The sequence below is a fragment of the Streptomyces sp. NPDC104226 genome, assembly GCF_055584085.1.
In genome coordinates, this window is sequence record NZ_JBVJMS010000002.1 from 916,016 (window position 1) to 941,948 (window position 25,933).

16 protein-coding genes are annotated in these 25,933 nt (G+C 74.3%); 14 read left to right on the forward strand and 2 right to left on the reverse strand.

The features are described 5' to 3' along the window. Positions 1-2 precede the first annotated feature (2 nt). The 11 genes from ACZ60J_RS09445 to ACZ60J_RS09495 all read left to right on the forward strand — a co-directional run bounded on the left by ACZ60J_RS09445 (position 3) and on the right by ACZ60J_RS09495 (position 20,237). Positions 3-5,423 (forward strand): condensation domain-containing protein, encoded by a 5,421-nt coding sequence (locus tag ACZ60J_RS09445; RefSeq protein ID WP_469680127.1) that lies wholly within the window; start codon positions 3-5, stop codon positions 5,421-5,423. A gap of 396 nt (positions 5,424-5,819) precedes the next feature. Then, the gene (locus ACZ60J_RS09450; protein WP_469680129.1) at positions 5,820-12,977 is read left to right on the forward strand and encodes an amino acid adenylation domain-containing protein; all 7,158 of its coding nucleotides are present in this window, start codon (positions 5,820-5,822) and stop codon (positions 12,975-12,977) included. After that, a complete protein-coding gene (locus tag ACZ60J_RS09455; protein ID WP_469680131.1) occupies positions 12,974-13,180 on the forward strand; it encodes an MbtH family protein in 207 nt (68 codons plus the stop codon). The genes ACZ60J_RS09450 and ACZ60J_RS09455 overlap by 4 nt, the downstream gene beginning before the upstream one ends. Before the next feature lie 155 nt (positions 13,181-13,335). Beyond that, complete coding sequence (locus ACZ60J_RS09460; RefSeq protein ID WP_469680133.1) at positions 13,336-13,761, forward strand: cobalamin B12-binding domain-containing protein; 426 nt, start codon at positions 13,336-13,338, stop codon at positions 13,759-13,761. Next, positions 13,758-15,197 carry a methylaspartate mutase gene (locus ACZ60J_RS09465; RefSeq protein ID WP_469680135.1) on the forward strand — a complete coding sequence of 480 codons (1,440 nt, stop codon included), beginning with the start codon at positions 13,758-13,760 and terminating at the stop codon, positions 15,195-15,197. Before ACZ60J_RS09460 ends, ACZ60J_RS09465 begins: the two co-directional genes overlap by 4 nt. A gap of 35 nt (positions 15,198-15,232) precedes the next feature. Then, positions 15,233-15,355: a hypothetical protein gene (locus ACZ60J_RS09470; protein WP_469680137.1), complete on the forward strand. Its 123-nt coding sequence runs from the start codon at positions 15,233-15,235 to the stop codon at positions 15,353-15,355. Beyond that, positions 15,352-16,335 (forward strand): asparagine synthetase A, encoded by a 984-nt coding sequence (locus ACZ60J_RS09475; RefSeq protein WP_469680139.1) that lies wholly within the window; start codon positions 15,352-15,354, stop codon positions 16,333-16,335. Before ACZ60J_RS09470 ends, ACZ60J_RS09475 begins: the two co-directional genes overlap by 4 nt. Continuing rightward, entirely contained in the window at positions 16,332-17,693 is a 1,362-nt protein-coding gene (locus tag ACZ60J_RS09480) for a glutamate synthase-related protein (RefSeq protein ID WP_469680141.1), read from the forward strand. The genes ACZ60J_RS09475 and ACZ60J_RS09480 overlap by 4 nt, the downstream gene beginning before the upstream one ends. A 167-nt stretch (positions 17,694-17,860) precedes the next feature. Beyond that, positions 17,861-18,181: a hypothetical protein gene (locus ACZ60J_RS09485; RefSeq protein ID WP_469680143.1), complete on the forward strand. Its 321-nt coding sequence runs from the start codon at positions 17,861-17,863 to the stop codon at positions 18,179-18,181. Positions 18,182-18,246: 65 nt separating this feature from the next. Then, entirely contained in the window at positions 18,247-19,515 is a 1,269-nt protein-coding gene (locus tag ACZ60J_RS09490; protein WP_469680145.1) for an MFS transporter, read from the forward strand. 11 nt (positions 19,516-19,526) lie between these two features. After that, on the forward strand, positions 19,527-20,237 hold the full coding sequence (locus ACZ60J_RS09495; RefSeq protein WP_469680147.1) for a 4'-phosphopantetheinyl transferase family protein: 711 nt from the start codon (positions 19,527-19,529) through the stop codon (positions 20,235-20,237). Between the two features lie 135 nt (positions 20,238-20,372). On the opposite strand, the gene ACZ60J_RS09500 is transcribed toward ACZ60J_RS09495, so the two are convergent. After that, positions 20,373-21,203, reverse strand: a complete 831-nt coding sequence (locus ACZ60J_RS09500; protein ID WP_469680149.1) for a DUF1206 domain-containing protein — start codon at positions 21,201-21,203, stop codon at positions 20,373-20,375. A 115-nt stretch (positions 21,204-21,318) separates the two neighbouring features. Between ACZ60J_RS09500 and ACZ60J_RS09505 the strand changes: the two genes are divergently transcribed. Beyond that, entirely contained in the window at positions 21,319-22,428 is a 1,110-nt protein-coding gene (locus ACZ60J_RS09505) for an AI-2E family transporter (RefSeq protein WP_469680150.1), read from the forward strand. 107 nt (positions 22,429-22,535) lie between these two features. Here the strand turns inward: ACZ60J_RS09505 and ACZ60J_RS09510 are convergent, their stop codons facing one another. Further along, positions 22,536-22,886 (reverse strand): PRC-barrel domain-containing protein, encoded by a 351-nt coding sequence (locus ACZ60J_RS09510; RefSeq protein ID WP_469680151.1) that lies wholly within the window; start codon positions 22,884-22,886, stop codon positions 22,536-22,538. A gap of 481 nt (positions 22,887-23,367) precedes the next feature. On the opposite strand from ACZ60J_RS09510, the gene ACZ60J_RS09515 reads away from it, so the two are divergent. Next, on the forward strand, positions 23,368-24,357 hold the full coding sequence (locus tag ACZ60J_RS09515; protein ID WP_469680153.1) for a PI-PLC domain-containing protein: 990 nt from the start codon (positions 23,368-23,370) through the stop codon (positions 24,355-24,357). Positions 24,358-24,492: 135 nt separating this feature from the next. Continuing rightward, positions 24,493-25,323, forward strand: coding sequence for a peptidoglycan recognition protein family protein (locus tag ACZ60J_RS09520; protein WP_469680155.1), 831 nt, complete (start codon positions 24,493-24,495; stop codon positions 25,321-25,323). Positions 25,324-25,933: the final 610 nt, after the last annotated feature.

The window sequence follows — 25,933 nt, forward strand, 5'->3', positions numbered from 1 at the left end:
ACATGACCGAGATCCCGTTGTCGTTCGCCCAGCGCCGGCTGTGGTTCCTGGGCCGGCTGCACGGACCGTCCGCCGCCTACAACGCCCCCGTGGTCGTGCACCTGGACGCCGTGCCGGACACCGCGGCCCTCGGCGCCGCGCTGGTCGACGTGGTGGAGCGCCACGAGGTCCTGCGGACCGTACTGTCGGCCGGAACCGATGCGGAGCCGTACCAGAGGGTGCTGGAGGCGGCCGCCGTACCCGGGCTGACCACCGTGGACTGCCCGGACGGCGGACTGGACGCGGCCGTCGCCGCGTTCACCCGGCAGACGATCGACATCACCGCGGAACCTCCCCTGCGCGCCCGGCTGTTGCTGCCGGGCGACGGGACCTCGGTACTCGTCCTGCTCATCCACCACGTGGCCACCGACGGATGGTCCGTACGCCCCCTGCTGCGCGACCTGTCCGAGGCCTACGGGGCCCGCCTCGCGGGCCGGGCACCGGACCGGGAGCCACTGCCGGTCCAGTACACGGACTACAGCCAGTGGCAGCACGAGCTGCTCGGCGACCCGGCCGACCCGGACGCGCTCGCCCACGAGCAGGTGGAGCACTGGCGGGCGGTCCTCGACGGGGCCCCGCAGGTCATCGCCCTGCCCGCCGACCGGCCGCGCCCGGCGGAGCCGTCGGGCCGGGGTGCCACCGTGACGTCCCGGCTGGACGCGGCCGGCCACCGCGGGCTGCTCGCCCTGGCCCGCGGCCACCGGGCGAGCCTGACGATGGCGGCGCGCGCCGCACTGGCGGCGGCGCTGGCGGCCACCGGGGCGGGCGAGGACGTGGTGATCGGGGCGCCCGTGGCGGGCCGGCCCGACGAGGACCTGTACGACCTGGTCGGATTCTTCGTCAACTCCCTTGCCCTGCGCACGGATCTCTCGGGCGACCCCTCGGTCGGCGAACTCCTGGGCCGGGTGCGGGATGCGGACCTCGCGGCCTACGAGAACCAGGAGCTGCCCTTCGACCTGCTGGTGGAGCAGCTCGCGCCCGAACGGGCCCTGGGCCACCATCCGTTCTTCCAGGTGATGCTGACGGTCGACTCGGGCTCCGGACCGGCCGGGGCGGTGGAGCTGGCCGGCGGGATCGGCGGCCGGCTGCAGGACGTCGGGCTGGACGCGGCCAAGTTCGACCTGACGTGGTACTGCGCGGAGCGGCACACCGGGGACGGCTCCCCCGACGGGATCGAGATCGCCCTGCAGTACGCGACGGACCTCTTCGACGCCGACACGGCGCGCCTGCTGCTGGAGGTGTACGTACGGGCCCTCGCCGCGTTCGCCGCCTCGGCGCAGGACCCGGGCCGGCTCCTCGGCGGGCTGGACCTGGTGACGGCCGGTGAGGCCCGGGCGCTGGCCGCCCGGCACGCCGCGGCCGCCCCGACCGCGTCCGACCCGGCGCCGGCCGGGCCCGTGCGCCGTGACGTGCTGTCTCCGCGGGAGGAGATCCTGTGCGGACTGTTCGCGGAGACACTGGGCCGCCAGGCGCTGGACGCCGACGCCAACTTCTTCAAATCGGGCGGGCATTCGCTCCTGGCGAGCAAGCTGGTCAACCGGATCAGGGGCGCGCTCGGCCTGGAGCTCGGCATCCGCGACCTGTTCCTGGCTCCGACCCCGACGGCGCTGCACCGCCGGCTCGCCGAATCCGACGGCGCGGGCACGAGCAGGCCGCCGCTGACGGCCGCGGCCGACCGGCCCGAGCGGCTGCCGCTGTCGGCGGCGCAGCGGGCGCTGTGGCTGCTGGACCGGATCGAAGGACCGTCCGCGACGTACAACGCGCCGCTGGTCCTGCGACTGGAAGAGGTCCCGGACCGGACCGCCCTGACCGCCGCGCTGGGTGACGTGGTGGGGCGGCACGAGGTGCTGCGCACCGTGTACGGCTCCGAGGGCGGCGAGCCCTACCAGCGGGTGCTGGAAACGGACGGGGCCGGAGCGGGGACGGCGGCCCTGGAGGTGACGCCGTGCGCCTCGGAGAATCTGGAGGGGCTGGTCGCCGGCTTCGGCCGCGAGCCCTTCGACCTGGCGCTGCGGCCGCCGCTGCGGGCCCGGCTGTTCCTTCCCGGGGACGGCACCGCGGTGCTGGTGCTGCTGGTGCACCACATCGCCACCGACGGCTGGTCGATCGCCCCGCTGCTGCGGGACCTGGGCGAGGCCTACGGGGCACGGCGCACCGGCCGGGCCCCCGCGTGGCGGACCCTTCCGGTGCAGTACGCCGACTACGCCCTGTGGCAGCGCGAGCTGCTGGCCGACCCTGCGGCGCTCCTCGGCTTCTGGAAGACGGCGCTGGACGGTGTCCCGGCCCGGACCGTGCTGCCCGTGGACCGGCCCCGGCCGGCCGAGCCCTCGGGACGGGCGGTGACGGTGTCGGCCGGGCTCGACGCCGCCGCGCACCGGGCGCTGCTCTCCCTGGCCCGGGACCGCCGGGCCAGCCTGTTCATGGTGGCCCGTGCTGCACTGGCGGCGGCGCTGTCCGCGACGGGGGCCGGCGAGGACCTGACGATCGGCACCCCGGTGGCGGGCCGCCCCGACCAGGACCTGCACGATCTGGTGGGCTGCTTCGTCAACTCCCTGGTCCTGCGCACCGATCTGTCGGGAGACCCGGAGGTCGGGGCGTTCGTCGAGCGGGTGCGGGACGCCGACCTGGCCGCCTTCGACCACCAGGACCTGCCCTTCGACCTGCTGGTGGAGCACCTGGCGGAGCGGGGCCGGTCGCTGGGCGAACACCCCTTCTTCCAGGTGATGCTGACCGTGCAGGAGGCGGCGGACGAGGGGATCCTGCTCGGCGGGGTCCGGGGGCGGGCGACGAGCACCGACCTGGGCGCCGCGAAGTTCGACCTCTCCTTCCACTGCGCCGCCCGGCGGGGACCGGACGGTACGGCGGACGGGCTGGACGTGCACGTGCAGTACGCCGAGGACCTCTTCGACGGGGAGACGGCGCGCCTGCTGCTGGAGGTGTACGTCCGGGCCCTGCACGCGTTCGCGGCCTCCGCACGGACCCGGCTGGGCGCGCTGGAGCTGGTGACGGCGCAGGAGCGGACGGGTCTCGTGCGGCGGCGCGAGCGCCTCGCCGCGGCGACCGCGGCCGCGGTCGCGGTCGAGGAGCGGGCCGCCGCGCCCGCGCCGACGGCGCTCTCGCCCCGGGAGGAGATCCTCTGCGGGCTGTTCGCCGAGGTGCTGGGGCGCGAGCGGATCGCCCCCGACGCCAACTTCTTCAAGTCCGGCGGGCATTCACTGCTGGCCAGCAAGCTCGTCAACCGGATCCGGGCGGTGCTCGGGGTGGAGGCGGGCATCCGGGACCTGTTCCTGGCCCCCACGGCGACGAGCCTGCACCGGCGGCTGGCCGCGGCGGGAGCCGTGGGCACCCGGCCCGCACTGGCACCCGCACAGCCGCGGCCGGAGCGGCTGCCCCTGTCGTACGCGCAGCGCCGGCTCTGGTTCGTCGACCAGCTGGAGGGCCCGTCGCCGACCTACAACATCGCCCTGGTGCGGCGGCTGGACCGGCCGCTGGACCCGGCGGCGCTCGCCGACGCCCTGGCCGACGTGGTGGCGCGGCACGAGGTCCTGCGCACGGTGTACGGGGCCGAGGGCGGCGAGCCGTACCAGCGGGTGCTGGACCGGGCCCGGCCGCAGCTGGAACTGGCCCGGCCCGAGGACGTCGGCGCCGCCGTGGACGAGGCGGCGGCGCACGTCTTCGACCTGACGCGCGATCTGCCGCTGCGGGCCTGGCTGTTCCTCCCGCACGGAGAGGGCCCGCAGACGCTGGTGCTGCTGCTCCACCACATCGCGGCCGACGGCTGGTCCACGGGGCCGCTGCTCGCGGATCTGGCCGCGGCGTACGAGGCGCGGCTCGGCGGGCGGGCCCCGGCCGTGGAGCCGCTGCCGGTGCAGTACGCCGACCACACGCTCTGGCAGCGGGAGCTGCTCGCCGACTGCCGGCCCGAACTGGACCACTGGGAGCGGGCCTTGACGGGCCTGCCGCCGCTGATCGACCTGCCGACCGACCGGCACCGGCCGGCCGAGCCCTCCGGGCAGGGGGCGCTCACCGCCTTCGCGGTGTCCGAGGAGACCCACAAGCGCCTGACCGCTCTCGCCCACGGCCAGGGCGCCACGCTCTTCATGGTCGTGCAGGCGGCGCTCGCCGCGGCCCTGACCCGGCTCGGTGCGGGCACGGACCTCGCCCTCGGCACGACGGTCGCGGGGCGCGGCGACGACGCCCTGTCGGGGCTGGTCGGGTTCTTCGTGAACACCCTGGTCCTGCGCACCGACACGAGCGGCGATCCGACCTTCGCGGAGCTGCTGGGGCGGGTCCGGGAGGCGGGTCTGGCGGCGTACGCACACCAGGAACTCCCCTTCGACCTGCTGGTGGAGCACCTGAACCCGCTCCGGTCCGCGGCGCACGCCCCGTTGGTGCAGGTGATGCTCCAGGTCAACCGGGCGGACGGAAGTGCGGACGCCGCCGCCGGGGGCCCGCTGGCGGGCGTGGAGCTGCCGTACGGTTCGGCGACCGCCAAGTCCGACCTGACGTTCGCCCTGACGGAGCGCACGGACGGCGGCCTGTCGGGGGTGCTGGAGTACGCCACCGACCTGTACGGGGAGGCGGGCGCCCGACGCCTGGCCGACCTGCTGGTGGCAGCGCTGGAGCTGTTCGGCGCCGACCCCGGCCGCCGCGTCGGCGACCTTCCGGCGCCGGCCGACCGGCGGGGGGCGCGGCCGGTGGCCGGCGGCTACCGGATCGACGTGGAACACGTGGCGGCGGTGCTCGCGGAGCACCCGGCGGTGGCCGGGGCGCGCGTCGGCGTGGCGGAGGACCGGCTGGTCGCGGAGGTCCTGGACCGGGAGACCGCGGCGGGCCCGCTGACGGAGGCGGCCCTGCAGGAGTGGGCTGCGGACCGGCTGCCGGAGTACGCGGTCCCCTCCACGGTCCACCTGCTGTCGGCGGCGGCTCCGGATCCGGGCCCGGCGGGCCCGCCACCCGCGGCCGCGGCACGGCCCTCCACCTCGGCCAGGGCCTCGGCCGGCGGCTCTGCGCAGGGCTCGGCCGGTGGCCCCGCCCAGGCCTCGGCCGGAACCGCAGGGCGGAGCCCCGCCGACGGGGGCGGCCACGGAGACGACCGGCTGGCTCCGGCGATGCTGCGCCTCTTCGCGGAGGTGCTGGAGCGGGGGCAGCTCGGCCCGGACGACAACTTCTTCAAGTCCGGCGGGCATTCCCTGCTCGCGGTCCGGCTGGTCAACCGGATCAAGGCGGAGCTGGGCAGGGAGCTCACCCTGCGCGAGGTGTTCCGGAACCCGACACCGGCCCGCCTGGCGGCGCTCCTCGCGTCGGCGCCCCCGGTCCCTCCGACCCCGCCACCGGCCCTCCGCCGCCGCACCCGAGCGGGCTCCCGGGTCCGCCAGCCCTAGGCCGTCTCTTTCGGATCTTGCCGGGCCCGCGGCGCCCGGCACCGCGCCCGGCCGCACTGCCGAGGCGACCACGTACGCCCAGTACGCGAACGCCCCGACAGCACGCCCAGGCACGGCACCAGACACCGCAGGCTCGGCCGACAAGATCCGAAAGAGACGGCCCAGGTCTGCCCCGCAATCCCCCAAGAGGCCCTCCGCTCCCCGACGTCCGGTCGGGGAGCGGAGGGCCTCTTCGGCGTACGGGCCGGGGACCCGCCCCGGGCGACCGGCAGTCCGGAGCGGCAGAACGGCATCCGGGGAGCTGCCGCGGTGACTGCCCGGTGGAGTGGGGAGCGGTGCCTAGGTTGGGGGCACGGACTCCGCTCCGCATCCCATCCCCCGCCTGGAGGCTCCGCGATGCCCTCGACCGCCCCCACCGCCTCCGCCGTCCTGGACGGCGGCCCGGCGATCACCCCGGCGCCCCGCGTGCTCGACCGGATCGACGCCCGGGTCGCCGACGGCGCCGAGCGGCTCGCCCTGGTGCACGGCGCACGCCGGATGACGTACGGGCAGCTCGCCCTCGCCGTGGCGTTCCGCGCCGAGGAGCTGGCCGCCGAGGGTGCCGGGCCCGGCCGGCTGGTGGCCGTGAACCGGCCGCGCGGGATCGACGCGATCGTGGGGCTGCTCGCCGCCCTGCGGACCGGCGCCGCCTACCTGCCGCTGGACCCCGGTGCCCCGGCCGCCCGGACGGCCGCCATCCTCGCGGACTGCTCCGGGCAGGAAGTGCACCCCGTGGAGGGCGAGTTCGTCCTCCCCGGTCCCGGTGTCCCCGAGGACGCCGCCTACGTGATCTACACCTCCGGATCGACCGGAACCCCCAACGGGGTGGTGGTCGGGCAGGACGCCCTGGCCCACTTCACGGCCGGGGCGACCGTCCGCTACGGCATCACCGCCGAGGACCGGGTCCTGCAGTTCGCGCCGCTGCACTTCGACGCGAGCGTCGAGGAGGTGTTCCTGGCCCTGGGGGCCGGCGCCGCCCTCGTGCTGCGCGACGAGGAGATGCTGGACGTCCCCGGGCTGCTCGCGGGGTGCGCGGCGCACGGCGTGAGCGTACTGGACCTCCCCACGGCCTACTGGCACGAGTTGACCCACGCCCTCTCTGCGGGGATTGCTGATCTGCCCGACTCCGTACGCACGGTGGTCATCGGCGGGGAGGCCGCGCTGCCCGAACGGGTGGCCCAGTGGTGCGCGGCCGTGGACCCGGACCGGGTGCGGCTGCTGAACACCTACGGTCCGACCGAGGCCACCGTCGTCGCCACCGTCGCCGACCTCTCCCGGCACCCGGGCGGCCCGGTGCCGATCGGGGAGCCGCTGCCGGGGGTGCGCGCGGCCGTCGTGGACGGGGAGCTGTGGCTGCTCGGCGGCGGGCTGGCCCTCGGCTACCTGGGGCGTCCCGAGCTGACCGGGCGGCGCTTCACCTTCCTGGGCACCGAGCGCGCCTACCGGACCGGTGACGTGGTGTTCGTACGGGAGGACGGACAGCTGGGCTTCCGGGGCCGGGCCGACGACGAGGTCAAGATCAACGGTCACCGGGTGGACCCGGCGTCCGTGGAATCGGTGCTCACCGCCCACCCGGGGGTCCGCGAGGCCGCCGTGGTGCCGCAGGAGACCGCGGACGGAGTGAAGCGGCTGGCCGCCTTCGTCGTCGCGGACCCGGGGGTGGACGCCGACGCGCTGCGCGCCCGGGCGCGCGCCCACCTGCCCGCCGCCGCCGTCCCGTCGGTCCTGGCGCTGGTCGAGGCCCTGCCCCGCACCTCCTCCGGAAAGATCGACCGGAAGCTGCTGCGCACGGCGACCGCCCCTGAACGGCTCTCCCTCCAAACGGTGTTCGACGGGCAGGTGCTGCCCGCCGAGGAGCGGATCCCGCTGTCCTTCGCCCAGCGCCGGCTGTGGTTCCTGGCCGGGCTGGAGGGCCCCTCGACGACCTACAACCTGCCGCTGGTCCTGCGGCTGGACGCCCTCCCCGACCGGGACGCGCTCGCCGCGGCCCTCGGCGACGTCGTGGAACGCCACGAGGTACTGCGCACGGTGTACCCGGCGGTCGATTCCGAGCCGTACCAGCACGTCCTGGACCCGCTCCCGATCCCGCTCACGGTGCGGGAGTGCGCGCCCGGCGAACTCGACGCCCTGGTCGAGCGATTCGTCTCCGGCACCTTCGACCTGTCCTGCGAACTCCCGATCAGGGCGCAGCTGTTCACCACGACCGACGGCGGGGCCACGCTCGCCCTGCTGACCCATCACATCGCCACCGACGGCTGGTCGGTGGGCCCGCTGCTCGGAGACCTCGGCCGGGCGTACGGGGCGAGACTGGCCGGCGGCGCACCCGACTGGGAGCCGCTGCCGGTGCAGTACGCCGACTACACCCTGTGGCAGCACGAGCTGCTGGAGGACCCTGCCGGGCTGCTGGAGCACTGGCGTGCGGCCTTGGACGGGATGCCGACCGTGCTGGACCTGCCCACCGACCGGCCGCGGCCGGCGGAGCCGAGCGGGCGGGGCGGGAGCCTGATCGCGCGGCTCGACGCCGAGGCGTTCGGTCGGCTCACCGCGCTCGGCGAGCAACGGGGCGCCAGCCTCCTGATGCTCCTGCAACCGGCGCTGGCACAGGCGTTGGCGGCGGTCGGCGCGGGCGAGGACATCGCGATCGGGACCCCGGTCGCGGGCCGCGGCGACGAGGCGCTCGACGGCCTCGTGGGCTTCTTCGTGAACACCCTGGTGCTGCGCACCGACGTGTCGGGCGACGCCCCGTACGCCGAGCTGGTGGACCGGGCCCGGGACGCCGATCTGGCCGCCTACGCGCACCAGGAGCTGCCCTTCGACCTGCTGGTGGAGCACCTCGCCCCGGACCGCGCGCTCGCCGTCAACCCGTTCTTCCAGGTGATGCTGACCGCCCAGGGGCAGGACGCGGAGAGCCAGGAGCCGGTCGGCCCGCTCGGCGGCCGGTTCGTGGAACCGGGCCTGGAGGCCGCCAAGTTCGACCTCAGTGCCGCCTGCGTCGCCGCGCCCGACGGGACGCTGGAGGTGTGGTGGCAGTACGCCGCGGACCTCTTCGACGAGGAGACGGCCCGGCTGCTGCTGGACGTGTTCGTACGGGCCCTGGCCCGGGCGGCGGCCGACCCCGACGCGCCGCCCTCCGCGAGCCCGCTGCTGGACGGGGCGGAGCTGCTCGGCCTCGCCGAGCGCCGGGACCGCGTCGCGCTCGCCCGGGCCGCCGAGGCCGAGGCCCGGGCGCTGCGGGCGGAACAGGACCGGTCCGCCGGGGGCTCCGCCGCCGAGGGTGTGCTCCGCGTCCTGTTCGCCGAGGTGATCGGCATCGAGCAGGTGGGTCCGGACGACAACTTCTTCTCCGTCGGCGGCCATTCCATGATGGGCGTGCGGCTGGTGAACCGGATCCGTGCCGTGCTCGGCCTCGAAGCCCGGATCCGCGACCTCTTCCTCGCCCCGACGCCTGCCGGGCTCGCCCTGCGCCTCACCCGGGACGGCGCGGGCACCGGCCGGGCGCCCTTGGTCCCGGTGGCGGACGCCGACCGGCCGGAGTTGATGCCGCTGTCGTACGCACAGCGCCGGCTGTGGTTCGTCGACCAGTTGGAGGGTCCGAGCCGCTCGTACACCATCCCGTTCGCCCTGCGCCTGGACCGGCCGCTCGACGCGGCCGTGCTGGCCGACGCCCTGGCGGACGTGGCCGGGCGGCACGAGGTGCTGCGCACGGTGTACCCGGCGGTGGACGGGCAGCCGTACCAGCGCGTGCTGGACGCGGCGCGGCCGGTGCTGGAGCAGGTGTCGGCGATGCCCGGCGCTCTGGAGGCGGCCGTCGACACGGCGGCCGGGCACGTCTTCGACCTCTCGGCCGACCTTCCCTTCCGCGCCACGCTGATCACCCCCGCGGATGCGGACCACGACGGCGACCAGGACGCCACCCCGGACGCGAACGGCCAGGTGCTGGTGCTGCTCGTGCACCACATCGCCGCCGACGGCTGGTCGACGGGCCCGCTGCTGGCCGACCTGTCCACCGCCTACGCGGCCCGGCAGGAGGGCCGTGCGCCCGGCTGGACACCGCTCCCCGTGCAGTACACCGACTACACCCTGTGGGAGCGGGACGCCCTCGGCGGCGAGGCCGCCGCCGGGCACATCGCGCACTGGAAGGAGGCCCTGGCCGGCGCACCCCCCGTGCTGGAGCTGACGGCGGCCCGTACCCGGCCCGCGGAGGCCACCCACCGCGGTGCGGCGACCCCGCTCGCCCTGGACCCCGCCACGCACGCCCGGCTGGAGGGCCTCGCCCTGGCCCACGGCGCCTCCGTGTTCATGGTGGTCCAGGCGGCCTTGGCGGCGACGCTGACCCGGCACGGCGCGGGCACCGACCTGCCGCTGGGCACGGTCGTGGCGGGCCGCGACGACGAGGCGCTGAACGACCTGGTCGGGTTCTTCGTCAACACGCTGGTGCTGCGCTGCGACACCTCCGGCGACCCCCGGTTCACGGACCTCCTGGAGAGGGTGAAGGAGACCGACCTCACCGCCTACGCCCACCAGGACCTCCCCTTCGACCTGGTGGTGGAGCAGCTCAACCCGGTCCGCTCCACCGCCCACCACCCCCTGGTGCAGGTCGTGGTGCAGGTGCATCCCGCGGAGGGGGCGACCCCGGCCGACTCGGCACTGGCCGGGACCCCGCTGGGGACCGCTTCCGGCTTCACCAAGTTCGACCTGACCGTCTCGCTGCGCGAGACGCGGGCGTCGGACGGGACCCCGGGCGGCCTGGAGGGCGTACTGGAGTACGCGACGGACCTCTACGACGAGGGGACGGCGGCCCAGCTGGCCGCCCACCTGGCCCGCACGCTGCGGGCGGTCGCCGAGGACCCCGGCCTGCGCATCGGGGACGTCCCCCTGCTCTCCGCGGAGGAGGAGTTCCGCCTGGTCACCGAGTACAACGACACCGCGACGCCGCGGGAGGCCTGCGGGCTGGTGCACGAGCGGTTCGCCGCCCAGGCCCGCCGCACCCCGGACCGGATCGCGGTCTCGTACGAGGAGGAGACCCTCACCTACGCGGCCCTCGACGCCCGCGCCAACGCCCTCGCGCACCGGCTGCTCGCGGCCGGGGTGGCCCGGGACGGGGCCGTCGGCGTCCTGATGGACCGTACGCCGGACCTGCTGGTGGCGGCGCTCGCCGTCCTCAAGTGCGGTGCCGCCTACGTGCCGTTGGACCCGCGGCTGCCCGACGTACGGGTGCGCATGGTCATGGAGGACGTGGCGGGGCGGGTGCTCCTGACGCAGGAGTCCCACCTCGGCCGGCCGGCCGTGGTCCAGGAGGCTGCTGCCGGGGTCACGGTGCTGACCGCGGACCTGGTGCCGGACGGGGCCGAAGGCACCGGCACCGGCACCGGCACCGAGCCGGCCGTGGACCACACCGCCCCGGCCGTCGCCGTCGGCGAGGACGCCCTGATGTACGTGATGTTCACCTCCGGCTCGACCGGCCGCCCCAAGGGGGTCGGCGTCACCCACCGCAACGTGGTGGAACTGGTCACCGACCGCTGCTGGAACCTCGCCAACCACCGCCGGATGCTGGTCCATTCGGCGATCGGCTTCGACGCCTCCACCTACGAGCTGTGGGTACCGCTGCTGAACGGCGGCCAGTTGGTCATCGCCCCCGGCGACGGTACGGACGTCGCCGAGCTCGACCACACGGTCCGCACCTACGGCGTGACCGCAGCCTACTTCACCATGGGCCTCTTCCACATCATGGCCGACGAGGGCCTGGACACCCTCAAGCTCCTCGACGAGGTCTGGACCGGCGGCGACGTGGCCTCCCCGAGCGCCCTCCAGCGGGTCCTGGACCACTGCCCCGACACCGTCCTCGTCCACTCCTACGGCCCCACCGAGACCACCTTCGCCTCGCACCAGCAGCGCATCCCCGCGGGACGGCGCACGCTCCCGGGCGTGTTCCTGGGCGCGGCCCTGGACAACACCCGGGTGCACGTCCTCGACGAGCGGCTGCGCCCGGTGCCCATCGGGGTGGCCGGCGAGATGTACATCGCCGGCACCCAGGTGGCCCGCGGCTACCTCGGCCGGCCGGGCCTGACGGCGGAGCGGTTCGTCGCCGACCCGTTCGGCGCCGACGGCGGCCGGATGTACCGCACGGGCGACCTCGTGCACTGGACGCCCGAGGGCGAACTGCGCTTCGTGGGGCGGGCCGACGGCCAGATCAAGCTGCGCGGCTTCCGGATCGAACCCGGGGAGATCGAGGCGACCCTGGCCCGCCACCCCGGTGTCGGCCAGGTCGCGGTGGTCGTCTTCGAGGACGGACCCGGCGGCAAGCGGCTCGTCGCGTACGCCGTGCCGCGCGCCGGCCACGGTCTGACGGACGAGGCGCTGCTCCGCTGGGCCGCGGACGAACTCCCCGAGCACATGGTCCCGTCGGCGGCGGTGCTGCTCGACTCGATCCCGCTCACCGTCAACGGCAAGCCGGACCGCAGGGCCCTGCCGGCGCCCGCCCTCGCCGCGCGCCCCGCCGGGCGGCCCCCGCGCAACCCGCGCGAGGAGGTCCTGTGCGGCCTGTTCGCCGAGGTGCTGGGCGTCGAGGGGGTCGGCATCGACGACAACTTCTTCGGCCTGGGCGGGCATTCGCTGCTCGGCGTGCGCCTGGTGAGCCGGATGCGCACCGTGCTCGGGCTGGAGCGCGGGGTCCGGGACCTGTTCCGCACCCCGACGGTGGCGGGGCTGCTGGGCGACGAGCCCACCGGCTTCGACCCGATGGGTGTGGTGCTCCCGCTGAGCACCCGCGGGACGCGTCCGCCGCTGTTCTGCATCCACCCGGGAACCGGGGTCGGCTGGCCGTACGCCGGACTGGCCCAGCACCTGGGACCGGACCAGCCGCTGTACGCGATCCAGGCGCGGGCACTGAGCGAACTGGGCCACTCCCCCGCCTCGGTGGAGGAGATGGTGGCGGACTACCTCCCGCTGATCCGCGAGGTCCAGCCGCAGGGCCCGTACCGCTTCCTGGGCTGGTCCTTCGGCGGTACGGTCGCCCACGCCCTCGCCGTGCGCCTGTCCGAACTCGGGGAGCGCACCGAGCTGCTGGCGATGATGGACGTCCACCTGCTGCCCACCGAACCGGTGCGGCGCCGGATGACCCCCGCGCAGAAGCGGGACATGCTGGTCGGCGACGCCTCGGACGAGCCCGCCGACGCGCCGTTCGACGTGGACGCGCTGATCGGCCTGGTACGGCTGAAGGATCCGGTCCTCGGGGCCTTCTCGGACGGGGAGATCCGCTCCGTGATCGGAGCCTCCATCAACCACGCCGAAATCATGAACCTGTACGCCCCGCGCCCGGTCGCCACCGACATGGTGTTCCTGGCGGCCATCGAGGACGGGGAAACGGAAAACACTCTCGCGCAGCACTGGATTCCCTACGTGGAAGGCAGCGTCGAGAATCACGTCATCGGGGTCCCGCACACCAGAATGGGTGAACCCGAACCGCTTGCCCTGATCGGCCGTATTCTTTCCGACAAATTGAGGAGCCTGTCATGACCAATCCTTTCGACGACACCGAGGGTACGTTCCACGTCGTGGCCAACGCCGAGGGGCAGCACGCCCTGTGGCCCGTCTTCGCCGAGGTTCCCGCAGGCTGGGACGTGGTCTGGGGCGCCGGCGCGCGGGCTGACGCCCTCGCGTACGTCGAGGCCAACTGGACGGACATCCGACCCAAGAGCCTGGTCGCCCAGTACGCCTGATTCCTTTCCGATCAATCCAGGAAGACCGTGTCCCGCATTGCGCGGGGCGCGGTTTTCCGCTTTTCCCGGAAGCATCCGGAGGGGCATTTCCGGTGCCGCCATACTGCCGGTCCAACTTCCCCTCGACGGCCCCGCTCCTTTCTATATTCGTCCGTATGCGACGACGGAACATAAAAATCCTTCTCACGGGTACGGCCTCGGATTCCCACACGTGGAACCTGGTCTATCTGCAGCTGCTCCTGGAGGAGCTCGGGCACCCGGTCCGCAATCTGGGCCCCTGTGTGACGGACGAGCTGCTGACCGAGGCATGCGCGGCCGAAGAGCCCGGCCTCGTGGTCATCAGCAGCGTCAACGGGCACGGCTACCGGGACGGGCTGAGCGCGGTGCACGCCCTGCGCCGGAGCGGCCTGGCCCTTCCCGTCGTCATCGGCGGCAAGCTCGGCGTGGCCGGCACGGCCGACCCGGAGCAGCGCGCCCGGCTCCTCGACGCGGGCTGCGACGCCGTCTTCGACGACGGCGACCTCGACGCACTGAAGTCCTTCATCGCCTCCCTCGGGGCGGCATCACTGGCCGTCGCATGACTGCCGCCACGCTCGCCGCACCCGACGTGGCCGCCGCGGGCAGGGACGCCGGCGGCGCGGCCCCGGTTCAGGGGACCACCGGGGACACGACCGCCCCGCCGGCCCCCTCGTCTTCCTTCGGCGCCTTTGTCGCGGGCGCCGCCGCCTCCGGGCAGCTGGTCGTCCAGCCGCGGATGGGGTTCGGCGATCCGCGGCGGATGCGGGCCGGCCTGGAACGCACGAAGGCCGCCGTGGCCACCACCGTCGGCACGCTCACCATCGACAGCTACACCAGGGTCGGCGACCACGCCGCGGCACGCGACGCCCTCGCCGAGGGCGCCCCGCTCAACGGCTACCCGATCACCGCTCATTCCACCGAGCTGACCCGCAGCCTCCTCGCCGGCGTGCTCGACGCGGGCTTCCCCGTCCAAGTGCGGCACGGCTCGTCCCGGCCGGAGGCGATCGTCCGGGCCCTGGGCGCCGCCGGGCTGGACGCCACGGAGGGGGGACCGGTCTCGTACTGCCTGCCCTACGGGCGCACCCCGCTCGCCGAGTCCGTGGAGAACTGGGCGCACTGCTGCGAACTGCTCGCCTCGCTCGTCCGGGCCCCTCGGGTGGCGCACGTGGAGAGCTTCGGCGGCTGCATGCTCGGCCAGCTCTGCCCGCCCGGGCTGCTGGTCGCCATCAGCCTGCTGGAGGGCCTGTTCTTCGTCCGGCACGGCATCCGCAGCGTGTCCCTGAGCTACGCGCAGCAGACCGACCCGGCGCAGGACACGGAGGCGGTGCGGGCACTGCACCGGCTGGCCGCGGAGTTCCTGCCCGCGGAGGTGGACCGGCACGTCGTCCTCTACACGTACATGGGCGTCTTCCCGCACACCGAGCGCGGTGCCACACGGCTGCTGGAGGCCTCCGCACGGCTGGCCGTGGAGGCGGGCGCACAGCGGCTGATCGTCAAGACGGCCGCCGAGGCGCACCGGATCCCCAGCGTGCTGGAGAACGTCCGCGCCCTGGAGACGGCCGCGGCGACGGCGGCGCTGGCCGGGCCGCCGGCCGGGGCACCGCAGTCGGCGGACAGCGAGGTGTACCTGGAGGCCCGGACCTTCGTGGAGGCCGTCCTGGAGCTCGGTGACGACCTCGGGAGGGCGCTGCGGACCGCGTTCGCACGGGGAGTCCTGGACGTCCCGTACTGCCTGCACCCCGACAACGCCGGGCGCTCGCGCAGCTTCATCGACGCGGGCGGGCGGCTGCGCTGGTCCCGGACGGGCTCGATGCCGGTGGCCCCCCACCGCACGACGGGCAGTCATCTGCGTTCGTCGGCGCGGTCGATGACCTCGGACGGGCTGCTGGCGGCGCTGGGCCGGGTGGCCTCGCGGTACGACCGCCCCGCGACAAGCCCCGGGGGCGAGGGCGCCGGAGGAGTTCGGGCCGGGGCCGGAACGGCCCGGGCGCCGGTGTGAACCACGCGGACACCGGCGCGCCCGGGAGCGGTCCCTTGGCGCACCCACCCGGACAGCACGAACGAGACGACAACAACCCCGACAAGCACGACGACCGCGACACCCACGACAGCCACGACAGCCACGACAGCCACGAACAGGAGCAGGATCCGACATGAGCATCTCAACCCCTCCCCCTCTCGGTGAGCACCTGCGCTCGCCGCAGCTCCGGTCCGCGATGATCGTCCAGCAGGAAGTCCTTCACGCGGCACGGCAGTTCCTGCGCGGCGAGGGCTTCGTGGAGCTGCTGCCGCCCCTGGTGGGACCGGTCACCGACCCGGGTGGACGCGGCGCGAAGGCGCTGGACGTCGACTACTACGGGCAGCCGTACAAGCTGATGACGAGCGCGATCCTCTACAAGCAGGCTTCCCTGAAGGGCTTTCCGCGCCTCTTCTACATCGCCCCGAACGTCCGGGTGGAGCCCCCCGAGACCGCGGGCACGGGCCGCCACCTGGTGGAGTTCCACCAGATCGACGTGGAGATGGCCGGCGGCACCCGGGCCGAGGCCCAGGAGATCGCGGCCGGCCTGCTGACCAGCGTGGTCGACCACGTGTGGACGGCCGTCCCGGAGGTTCTTCGCGAACTGGGCCGGGACGAGCTGGACTTCGCCGAACTGCGGTCCGGGAAGTTCGACTCCTGCACGCACGAGGAGGCGGTGGCGAGGCTGATCGGCCGGGGCCACCCGCAGAGTCCGGACGCGGAGATCGACTGGGAGGGCGAGAAGGTGCTCTCCCTGGAGGCCGACCGGCCCTTCTTCATCGACGACTACCCGAAGGGGTCGCGCGGCTTCTACGACCGCGAGGACCCCGAACGCCCGGGCGTGCTGCGCAACTTCGACCTGATCGCGCACGGCGGCTTCGGTGAGCTGGTCAGCGGCAGCGAGCGGGAGTCGGGATATGCGGCGATCGTGACCCGGATGCGGGAGAGCGGGGAGAACCCGGCCAAGTACGCCTGGTACCTGGAGCTGGCCCGCGAGGGCATCGAGCCCAGCGCCGGCTTCGGCATGGGGTTGCAGCGCCTGGTGCGGTTCCTGACCGGGCTCGACGCCCTCTGGCAGGTCAGCGCCTACCCGAAGCTGCCGGGGGTGATCGCGCCGTGAGCGCCCTGGGTGCGCCGGGCTTCCCGGAGCGGGCGGTACGGGCCAGGGCCCGCGCGGGCACGGCCGAGGTTTTCCCGGCGGCGGACGCCTACGGGGCGGAACTCTTCGGGTCGGTGGACGGCGGGTTCGGGGCCGATGCGTACGGGGCCGATGCGTTCGGAGCCGGGGCCCGGGGAACCGGCCCCGGCGCGTCGGACGCGCTGGACGCGCTGGACGCGCTGCGGATCGTACCGCCGGTGTTCATGCCGCGGCGGCTGGAGAAGCTGATCGACCTGGGGCGCGAGCCCTCGTACGAGGACGTGGAGCTGGACACCTCCATCGGCGGCTTCACCGCCCGACTGCCTCTCTACCTCTCGGCGTTCGGCTCCACCCGGGCCGGCAGCGGCGATCTCGGGGTGGCGGCGGGCCGGCAGGCGGCTCGGCTCGGGATCCCCATGGTGATCGGCGAGAACATGGTGCCGGTGCACGGCTACGCACGGGGCGGCGGCGAGGGCGGCGCCACCCGCTCGGCCCTGCTGGAACGGGTCGCCGCCTACGCGGAGTCCCTCCCGGACGGAGTCGGCGGAGTCGTCGTGCAGCAGTCCACCGAGGACGCGGACTCCGAGGTCTGGAACCTGCTCTACAGCGACCCGGGGACCCGGGCGCTGCGCGACTCGGGCCGGCTCGGCTTCGAGCTCAAGGTGGGCCAGGGTGCCAAGCCCGGACTCGGCGGAATGACCGTGGTGGGTGCCGCCGAAGCCGAGCGGCTGGCCGGGCAGTTCACCGTACGGGACCTCCTGGGCGGGGCCGACGGCAGGCGGCTGCGGTGTGCGACGCCCGGCACCTTCACCGAGGAGATCGTCCGCCAGCAACTGCGGTTCATGCGGAACAACTTCCCGCTGGCCCGCACCTGGGTGAAGTTCCACCCGGGCCGGGACGTCGCGGCGGCCGCCGCCACGGCCTGGGCCGCGGGCGCCGACGCGGTGACGGTGGACGGCGCCGAAGGCGGAACCGGCTGGGCACCGAACGTCTTCCTGGGGCAGGTGGGGCTGCCGCTCGGGGAGTGCCTGCGCCGGATCGGCCCTCCTGGCGGAGACCTGCTCGCGACGGGCCGTATCTGGGAGGGCGGCCGGGCGACCCGGGCCCTGGCCCTCGGCGCGACCGCGGTGGGCCTGGGCCGGGCGGCGCTGCTGGCCGTGGACGAGGACCCCGAGGCGGGGCTGATACGGCTGGTCGAGGCCTTGGCGCTGGAGTTGCAGCTGCTGGTCAGCGCCCTCGGGAAGTACCGCGTCACCGATCTGGACCGGGCGGACCTGTGGTCCCCCGGCGACCCGGCGCCGGGCGCCGTGGCGGCCGTCGCCCTCGGGATCCCCTCATGAGGGCGGCCGGCCCGGCCCGCCCCGCCGTAGGGGCGCCCGCCTCTTCGGCCTCTGCTCCGCCCTCCGGGCGGGCCGCCCTGCGGCCGGTGCCGGGTGGCCGGGTCGCGGGTCCACGCGGGCGCAGGCGACGGGCGGCGTGCGTCCGGGGCCGGCTGCGGCTCTCGGAGGTGCCGGGCGTCAGCGCCGCCGTCGTCCCCCCGGCGGGCCCGGCCGCCACCGCAGCCGCGGCCACGGCCGCGTACAGGGCGCTCGCTGCGGCGGGCCTCGGACACCTCGGCGGCCGTCTGGAGCTGCGTACGTACGGCGGCGTCGCGCGGAGCACCGACCTGGCGAACGCCGCACGGCGCGCCGTGGCCGCGGCGGTCGCCCTGAGCGGCCGGCGGCAGCACGGAGATCCCTACGCCGTCGGGTCCGACGACCAGCCCACCGACCGGCACGGCGACCAGTACGGCGATCTGTACGGCGATCTGTACGGCGATCGCCGATGAGCCACCCCACCCCTCCCTCCCCGGCACACCACTCCCCTCCCACTCCCACAGAGAACAGGTGCACCATGGACACCCCTTCGCAGCAGGCTCCGCAGCCCGGCCAACCGGTCCAGTGGGGCCGGGTGGGTTCCCTCGTCGGCGGCCAGGCCTCGGTGCAGCTCGGCAGCTTCGCCCTGCTCATCGCCATGAACTGGACCGCCGTCGAGCTGGGCGGGACCCGTGCCGTCACCCTGCTGATGCTCGCCGCCACCGTGCCCCGCGCCCTGATGCTGATCTTCGGCGGGGCCGTGGCCGACACGCTCGGGCCGCGCTTCATCCTGCTGCGCACCACGGCGGCCCGCGTCGTCCTGCTCGCTGCCGGCGCCATGGTCACCGCCACCACGCACACCTTGTGGCCGCTGGTGGCGATCGCGCTGGTCGAGGGGATCCTCCTGGGCCTCGCCGGACCGGCCTCCGGCGTACTGCTCCCGATGTTCGCCCGCGGCGACCAGCTGGCCCGCGCGAACTCCCTGTACTCGATGGTGCTGCGCGTCGCCCCGATCCTCGGTTCGCCGGCCGGAGCGTTCCTGATCAGCGTCGGGGAGCTGTGGCTGGCCATGCTCGTCGGCGCCGTCACCGGGGCGATCTGGCTCGGCTGCCTGCTCCACGTCACCCACGGCTTCGCCCGCCCGAAGCCGGAGCCCGGTGTCTCGCTGGTCAAGCGCTCCGGCGACGGCTTCCGGCTGCTCGCCGCCCACCCCCGGCTGCGCTGGATGTTCGTCGCCGCCCTCTGCCTCGACCTGGCGTTCAGCTGGCCGGCCGAGGTGGCGCTGCCGCTGCTGGTCTCCGAACGCGGCTGGGGCGTGAGCGCGGTCGGCGTGGTCCTGGCGGCCTTCAGCGTCGGCGCGCTGGGCTCCAGTGCGGTGGGCGCCGCGATGGCGCACCGCATCCCGATGTTCGTACGTCTCGTCGTCACCGGGGCCGGACTCGCCGCGGGAATCCTCGTGATGGCCCTGATGCCGTCCGTGGTCTCGCTCACCGCCGTCGCCGCCGGAGTGGGCCTGCTGTCCGGTCTCAACGGCCCCGCGATCGTCACCCTCTACCAGCAGTCGGCCCCCGAGGACCGGATGGGCGCGGCGATGTCCACCCTCGCCCTGGCCGGGATCGGCACCGCCCCCCTGTCCATCGCCGTCTTCAGCTCGCTCTCCCTCGTCCTCGGCATCCAGACCACGTGGCTGCTGTGCGGTGCGATCGCCTTCGTCTCCCCGGTGGCGGCGGTCCTGGCCCTGCGCCACCCCGCACGGGCCGAGGAGCCGGCGCCCGTGGAAGAGCTCCCCGTCCCCGCGGCCGTCTGAGGAGGCTCCCGATGTCCGTACTGACCCGGCAACTCCTGCTCCCGGAAAGGCTCTCGGACCCCGGTCCGGCGCGGGCCGCCCTCGTGGCCGCGAGCCCGCAGCTGTGGCTCGTGGACACCACGGAGTACCGCGTGCACGCCGCCCGGCACGCCCCCGGCACCCTGGACGCCCAGGAGTTGTCGCGTGCGGCCGAGTTCGTCCAGGAAGCCGACCGCGACGCGTACGTCTGCGCGCACGTGGCACTGCGGCGGCTGCTCGGCGCGTACCTGGGCATCGTCCCGCGCGAGGTCATCGTCGAGCGGGCTCCGTGCGCACACTGCGACGAGCCGCACGGGCGCCCCGTACTCCCGGGCGGGGCCCTGCACTTCTCGCTCTCGCACTGCACCGGCATCAGCCTGCTGGCCTTCGCTACGGCCCCGGTCGGGGTGGACGTGGAGGAGCTGGTGGCGCCCCGCACCATCCCGGAACTGGCCGACGTACTGCACCCGCGGGAGGCCGCCGAACTGGCGGCCCTCTCCCCCGGTGACCGCTCGGCGGCCTTCACCCGGGTCTGGACCCGCAAGGAGGCCTACCTCAAGGGCCTGGGGGTCGGCCTCTCGGAGAATCCGGCCGCGGACTACGTCGGGTCCGGCCCCGTACCGGCCCTCCTTCCGGGGTGGACCCTGAGCGACGTCCTGGTCCCCGCCGGCCACTGCGCGGCCCTGGCCCTGCACACACCGTGAAGGGGCCGCCCGGCCACCCCTGCGAGGCCTCGTCAGATGCTGCCGAGGTCGGTCGCACGGGTGGCACGGTGCCGGCGTCCGCCACCGACGGGGCCTACGGGGCCGACAGGGCCGACAGGGCCGACAGCCGAAGCCTCAGACCCGGCGCCAACAGGCCATGGCCCAGGAGAACAGGCCGAACAGCACGAGCCCGGCGGCGATCACCACGAGGAGCCACGGGCCCGCGGGGGTCTGGGTGAACGCCCGGAGGGTGTCGTCGACCCCCTTCGCCTTCGCCGGGTCGTAGCTCACGGCGGCGTATACGGCGAAGGCTCCGGCCGCGGCGAAGACGGCGCCGCGCGCCACTCCGCCCCCGACCCCCGTGAACTCGACGGCCTTGCGGACCCCCTCGGGCTGCCCGCCCATCGCCAGGTGCTTGCGGAAGGTGCGCCGCGCCGCCTGTACGGCGATCACGACACCGCCGATGGCTATCCCCGCGCCAACGGCCCCCACCCACCACGGACCACCGGGTACGTCGAGCGCCCGGGCCGTCACGTCCCGGGACTGCTCGTCGCCGGACCGCCCGCCGCCGGTGCCGGCGGCGAAGGAGAGCACGGAGTACGCGCCGGCCCCGTAGAACACGGCACGGGCCGCCGCCGCCAGGCGCTTGCCGGGCTTGTCCCCGTCGGGGCCCGCCGCACCCAGAGCCGCTTCCGAGAGCCGCCACAGGGCCATGCAGACCAGGCCGATCCCGACGGCCCATACGAGCACACCGCCGAAGGGCTTCTCCGCGAGTTCCTGCACGGCGCCCGTCCGGTCCGCTTCCTCGCCACCGCCATCGGCGAAGGCGACGCGCACGGCGAGTACGCCGATGAGCAGGTACAGCAATCCGCGCGTCGCCAGGCCGCAGCGGGCCAGCACCCCCCGCGCCTTGCCACCGCTCGCCGCGGTTTCCACACCCTCACGTACTGCTCCACCCACTGTCATGCCCGGCGGGTACCCGGCATTCCCCGCTCCATGCCCGGCCGTCGCGGGCGGGCCGCGGGCACGGTGCGCCGTACCACCGGCACCGTGTGCGGGGGACGTTCCCTAGGGTGACCCCATGTCTGACACGCTGAGTTCGAGAAGGACCGCGTCCGCGCTGCGGTCGTCCGCGCGGGTTTCTGCCGAGTTGCTCCTGGTCTTCGTGATGGCCGCCGCGACCTTGTGGCTCCTGGGGCGGATGTGGTCGGTGATCTGGCCACTGGTCGTCGCCCTGCTGCTGACCACGCTGACGTGGCCCCTGGTCGCCTTCCTGCGCAGGCGCGGGTGGCCTCCGGCCGTGGCCGCGTCCCTGGTGACCGTACTGTTCCTCGTGGTCGCCGCAGGTGTGGTCGCGCTCATCGCCGTACCGGTGGCGTCGCAGGCCGGTGAGCTGGGCGACGGCGTGGTCAAGGGCATCCAGCAGCTGCGCGGCTGGGCTGCCGGACCGCCGCTGAACATCGGGGACGCCCAGATCAATGCGGCGTTCGACAGCGCCGTCGACCGGGTCCAGCACAGCGTGGGCACCACGGTCTCCACCGTCGTCACCGGGGTGAGCACCGTCTTCAGCGGTCTGGTGACGGCCGTCCTGGCGCTCTTCCTGATGTTCTTCTTCCTCAAGGACGGGCCGCGGTTCCTGCCGTGGCTCACCCGGCAGCTGCCCGGCCGCCTCGCCACCGACGTCCCCGTGGTGGCCGAGCGCGGCTGGGAGACCCTCGGTTCCTTCGTGCGCTCGCAGGCGTTCGTCGGCCTGCTCGACGCGGTCTTCATCGGGCTGGGGTTGTGGATCGTCGGTGTTCCCCTGGTGCTGCCCCTGGCCGTGCTGACCTTCGTGTCCGCGTTCGTGCCGATCGTGGGCGCCCTGTTCGCCGGTTTGGTGGCGGTGCTCATCGCGCTGGTCTCGAACGGTCTGACGGACGCGCTGATCGTGCTGCTGATCATCGTCGTGGTGCAGCAGCTGGAGGGCAACGTCTTCCAGCCGATGATCCAGAGCCGCGGTCTCGGACTCCACGCCGCGGTGGTCCTGTTGGCGGTGACCCTGGGGGGCAGCCTGGCCGGAGTGGTCGGCAGCCTGCTGGCGGTCCCGGCCGCGGCGCTGATCGCGGTGGTGTGGAGGTACCTGCGCGAGCAGCTCGTCGAGCCCCCGGCCGATCCGCAGACCGGCCCGGAGCCCACCGCCGCGAACGGGTGACCGCCCGGTGCAGGGGTCTCAGCCCACAGCTCGTCGAGCCCCCGGCCGATCCGCAGACCGGCCCGGAGCCCACCGCCGCGAACGGGTGACCGCCCGGTGCAGGGGTCTCAGCCCATGAAGCCGCCGTAGTAGCCGCCGATGCGGCTGTAGTAGTCCGTGTCACCGATGTGCTTCTCGCTGAAGAACTCGGGTGCCGCCTTGATCTGGTCCTTGGTCCGGTCGACGTGGATCTTCTCGCCCTCCACGTCGACATGGGTGACCGTGCCCGCCGGGAGGAGCACCTCCCGGCCGAAGATCCAGGGCCCGGTGTCGACCACCAGGTAGGAGGAGCCGACCTCGTCGGAGTGCTTGCTCACCTTGCCGATGCTTCCGTCGGCGGCCTCGACCTTGAACCCGGTCAGGTCGATCGCCTCCAGACGGCCCGAAGTCTCGCGGTAGTTCCACACGTTCACGTTCACGGATGTCTCCTTCGTCTCTGCGCTCGCGGCGCCTGCGGCGTTCTCGGCTTCCGTGCACCCGCTCCCCCGTGCCGCGACGGTTGGGCGGGTGCCTCGGCCGGGCGCCTGCCCCGAGACCGGCGGCTCACACTCCGGATCTGCACGGGCCCCCTGAGGCTGGCAGGAACTGGGCCTGGCAGCGGCCTCCGCTCGACACCCTCAGCGGCATGGACCTCGGAACGGCATCCGCCGGCGCCGCAGCCTCTCGTCGGCCGGTCTCACCCGATCGACCCGATCCCGAAACGCGCAGGTCAGCGCAGCCTGCGCTCGCGTGCCGTGCGGGCCCCGGCGGCTGGATTCGGCCGATGCCGTCCGAGGGGCGGCACGCCCTCGCCGGGCACGGTACCCTCCCGCCATGTTTGACATGCACGCGACACGCAAGAGTGGTGCGCCCCTCCGGCGTCCCGGCACCCCATCGGCGCGAAGAGGGCTCCGCCTCCTGGTGTGCCTCTTCCTTCTGGCCCTCCTCTGCGCACCGGGCGCCACCGCCGCCACGGCCCCTCCACCCCCCTCCCCCACCACCCAGCAGGCGGCGGACCAGGCCGCCGCCCGCTGGGGCGACCGCCGCCTCGACGAGGCCGCCTTCCTCACCACCCACAACTCCTTCACCAACTACGAGGACTCCCGCTGGAGTTCGGTGAACCAGTCCGAGTCGGTGCGCGCGCAACTCGACGGCGGGGTCCGCGCCCTGAGCCTGGACACGCACTGGTACGAGCGCAGCACCTGGTTGTGCGTCATCAGCTTCGGCAGCGACTGCTACCCGAGCGACGTCTACCTGTGCCACGGCGACTGCAAGACCTTCGCCGGAGCCACGTACGCGCTCCCGCGGCAGTCCTTCCACGGCACCATGCAGACGGTGGTCGACTTCCTGGCCTCCCATCCGCAGGAGGTGGTGACCGTCTTCCTCGAGGACTACGTCAGCGCCGGGCAACTCCGGCAGTCACTCGGCAAGGTCCGCGGGTTCGACCCGCTGCTGTTCCGGCCGGACGAGTGGGGCGTACGGGAGCACGGCTGGCCGAAGGTGGCCGACCTCGTCACCGCCGGCAAGCGTCTGATCGTCTTCTCGGACCGGTCCGACCGCGAAGACTTCGGCGTCATGTTCGACAGGTCCTGGACCGTGAGCAACTACTGGAGCCTCGGCGACCTGGGCAACGACCTCGCGTGCGTCACCCGCTGGCCCGACGTGCCCCTGGACCGCCAGGAACCGGGATTCCGGCGGCTGTTCACGATGAGCCACCACCGCAACGTGCCCACGGTCCTCACCGCGTCCCTGGACAACGGGGCCAAGCTCAGGGACCGCATCGCGACGCAGTGCCGGACCGCCAGCGGGGGCCGTACTCCGAACTACGTCTCCGTCGACTTCCACCGTCTGTCCGACGGCAGCGGGCACACACCCGCCTCGATCGTCGCGGAACTCAACAAGGGCCCCTGAGGAGCCGGCGGCGACCGGACGGCCGAGTCGCCGTCCTCCCAAAGGACCAACGGACGGCGTCCCCGGAGCGCCTGTGCGCCCCCGGGGGCCCCGCCCCGTTCCATGGGAGGTCTCCCCCACCGGAACGGCTGCTCCATGACATTCACACCGCACTCCCCGCTCACGCGCAGGGCCCTGGTATCCGCCGCGCTCGCGGTCGGAGCCGGCTCCCTCCTGCCCACCGCCGCCGCCTCCCCGGCCAGGGCCTCCACCGGCCCCCGGGCATTCGGGCGCCGCGACGGCAACCCGGTACCCGAGATCACCGACTGCGCCGGCTGGGGCGCCCGCGAGGCGTCCGAACCCGTCGTACTGCTCGCCTCCCGGCCCGAGAAGATCATCATCCACCACACGGCCACGGCCAACGTCACGGACTACTCGATGACGCGGGCCCTCAGCCTCGCCCGCGCGATCCAGACGTACCACATGGACATGCAGGGCTGGATCGACACCGGCCAGCACTTCACGGTCAGCAGGGGCGCCTTCGTCCTCGAGGGGCGCCACCGCAGCCTCGCCGCGCTGGACGCCGGGGCCCGGATGGTACGGGGCGCCCACTGCGTCGGCCAGAACAACGTGGCCATCGGCATCGAGAACGAGGGCACCTACATGACGGTGCAGCCTCCGGCGGCGCAGTTCTCCGCCCTCGCCGACCTGTGCGCCCGCGTGTGCCGCCAGTACGACGTGCCGGCCTCCGAGATCTACGGGCACCGGGACTTCAACAGCACCGCATGTCCCGGTGACATGCTCTACGCGCTGCTGCCGAAGCTGCGCGAGGACGTCGCCCGGCGGCTCGGAAGCGCCGAGCCCGTGCCGCCGCCGCGCCGGTCCCGACACCTTCCTCTCGACCGGCTCACCGACCCTGCGGCGGTGGCCGCAGCCCACGCGGAGTACCTCCCGGAAGGCCTGCTGGAGTCCCTGCGCCACGGCTGACGCGAAGGCGCCCACGTACGGCCGGCAGCACGCGGTCGTGCCGGCCGTACGGTGCTGCGGCCCGCGCGGGGCCCGGTGCCGCTACGGGGCCGCGGGGATCAGGACGGGCTGGCCCGTGACGACGAGGGTGGAAACGCGTCCCGGGGGACCAGCGGGGCCCGCAGGTCCGGCCACTCCCTGGGGTCCGGCGGGCCCGGCTGATCCCGGCGCGCCGGCCGGGCCGGGGACCCCCGGCGCGCCCTGGGCTCCCGGAGGGCCGGGGGCTCCGGCCGGTCCGGGAGGTCCAGCCGGTCCGGGGGGCCCGGGGGGTCCGGGAGGAAACGGAGGCCCACCGGGGTGGGGCTCGCACTCGGCCCACGTCCGCTCCTGCGCCCACGGCGGCCCCTCGGCGCATTCGTCGTGCTGCGGAGGCGGATTCACCGTCAGGTACTGCACGTCCGACGGGTCCTGCGGGGTGGCGGCGGCTGCGGGCACCGCGAAACCGGCACCCGTGAGGGCGAGCGAGACAACGGCTCCGGCGATCCATCCGGTCCGGCGCGGCGGACCGCTCCGCCGCGTTGCTGCTGTGTTTTCAGACGGCATGCATCTGCTCCTGATCATCGTCCGCTGG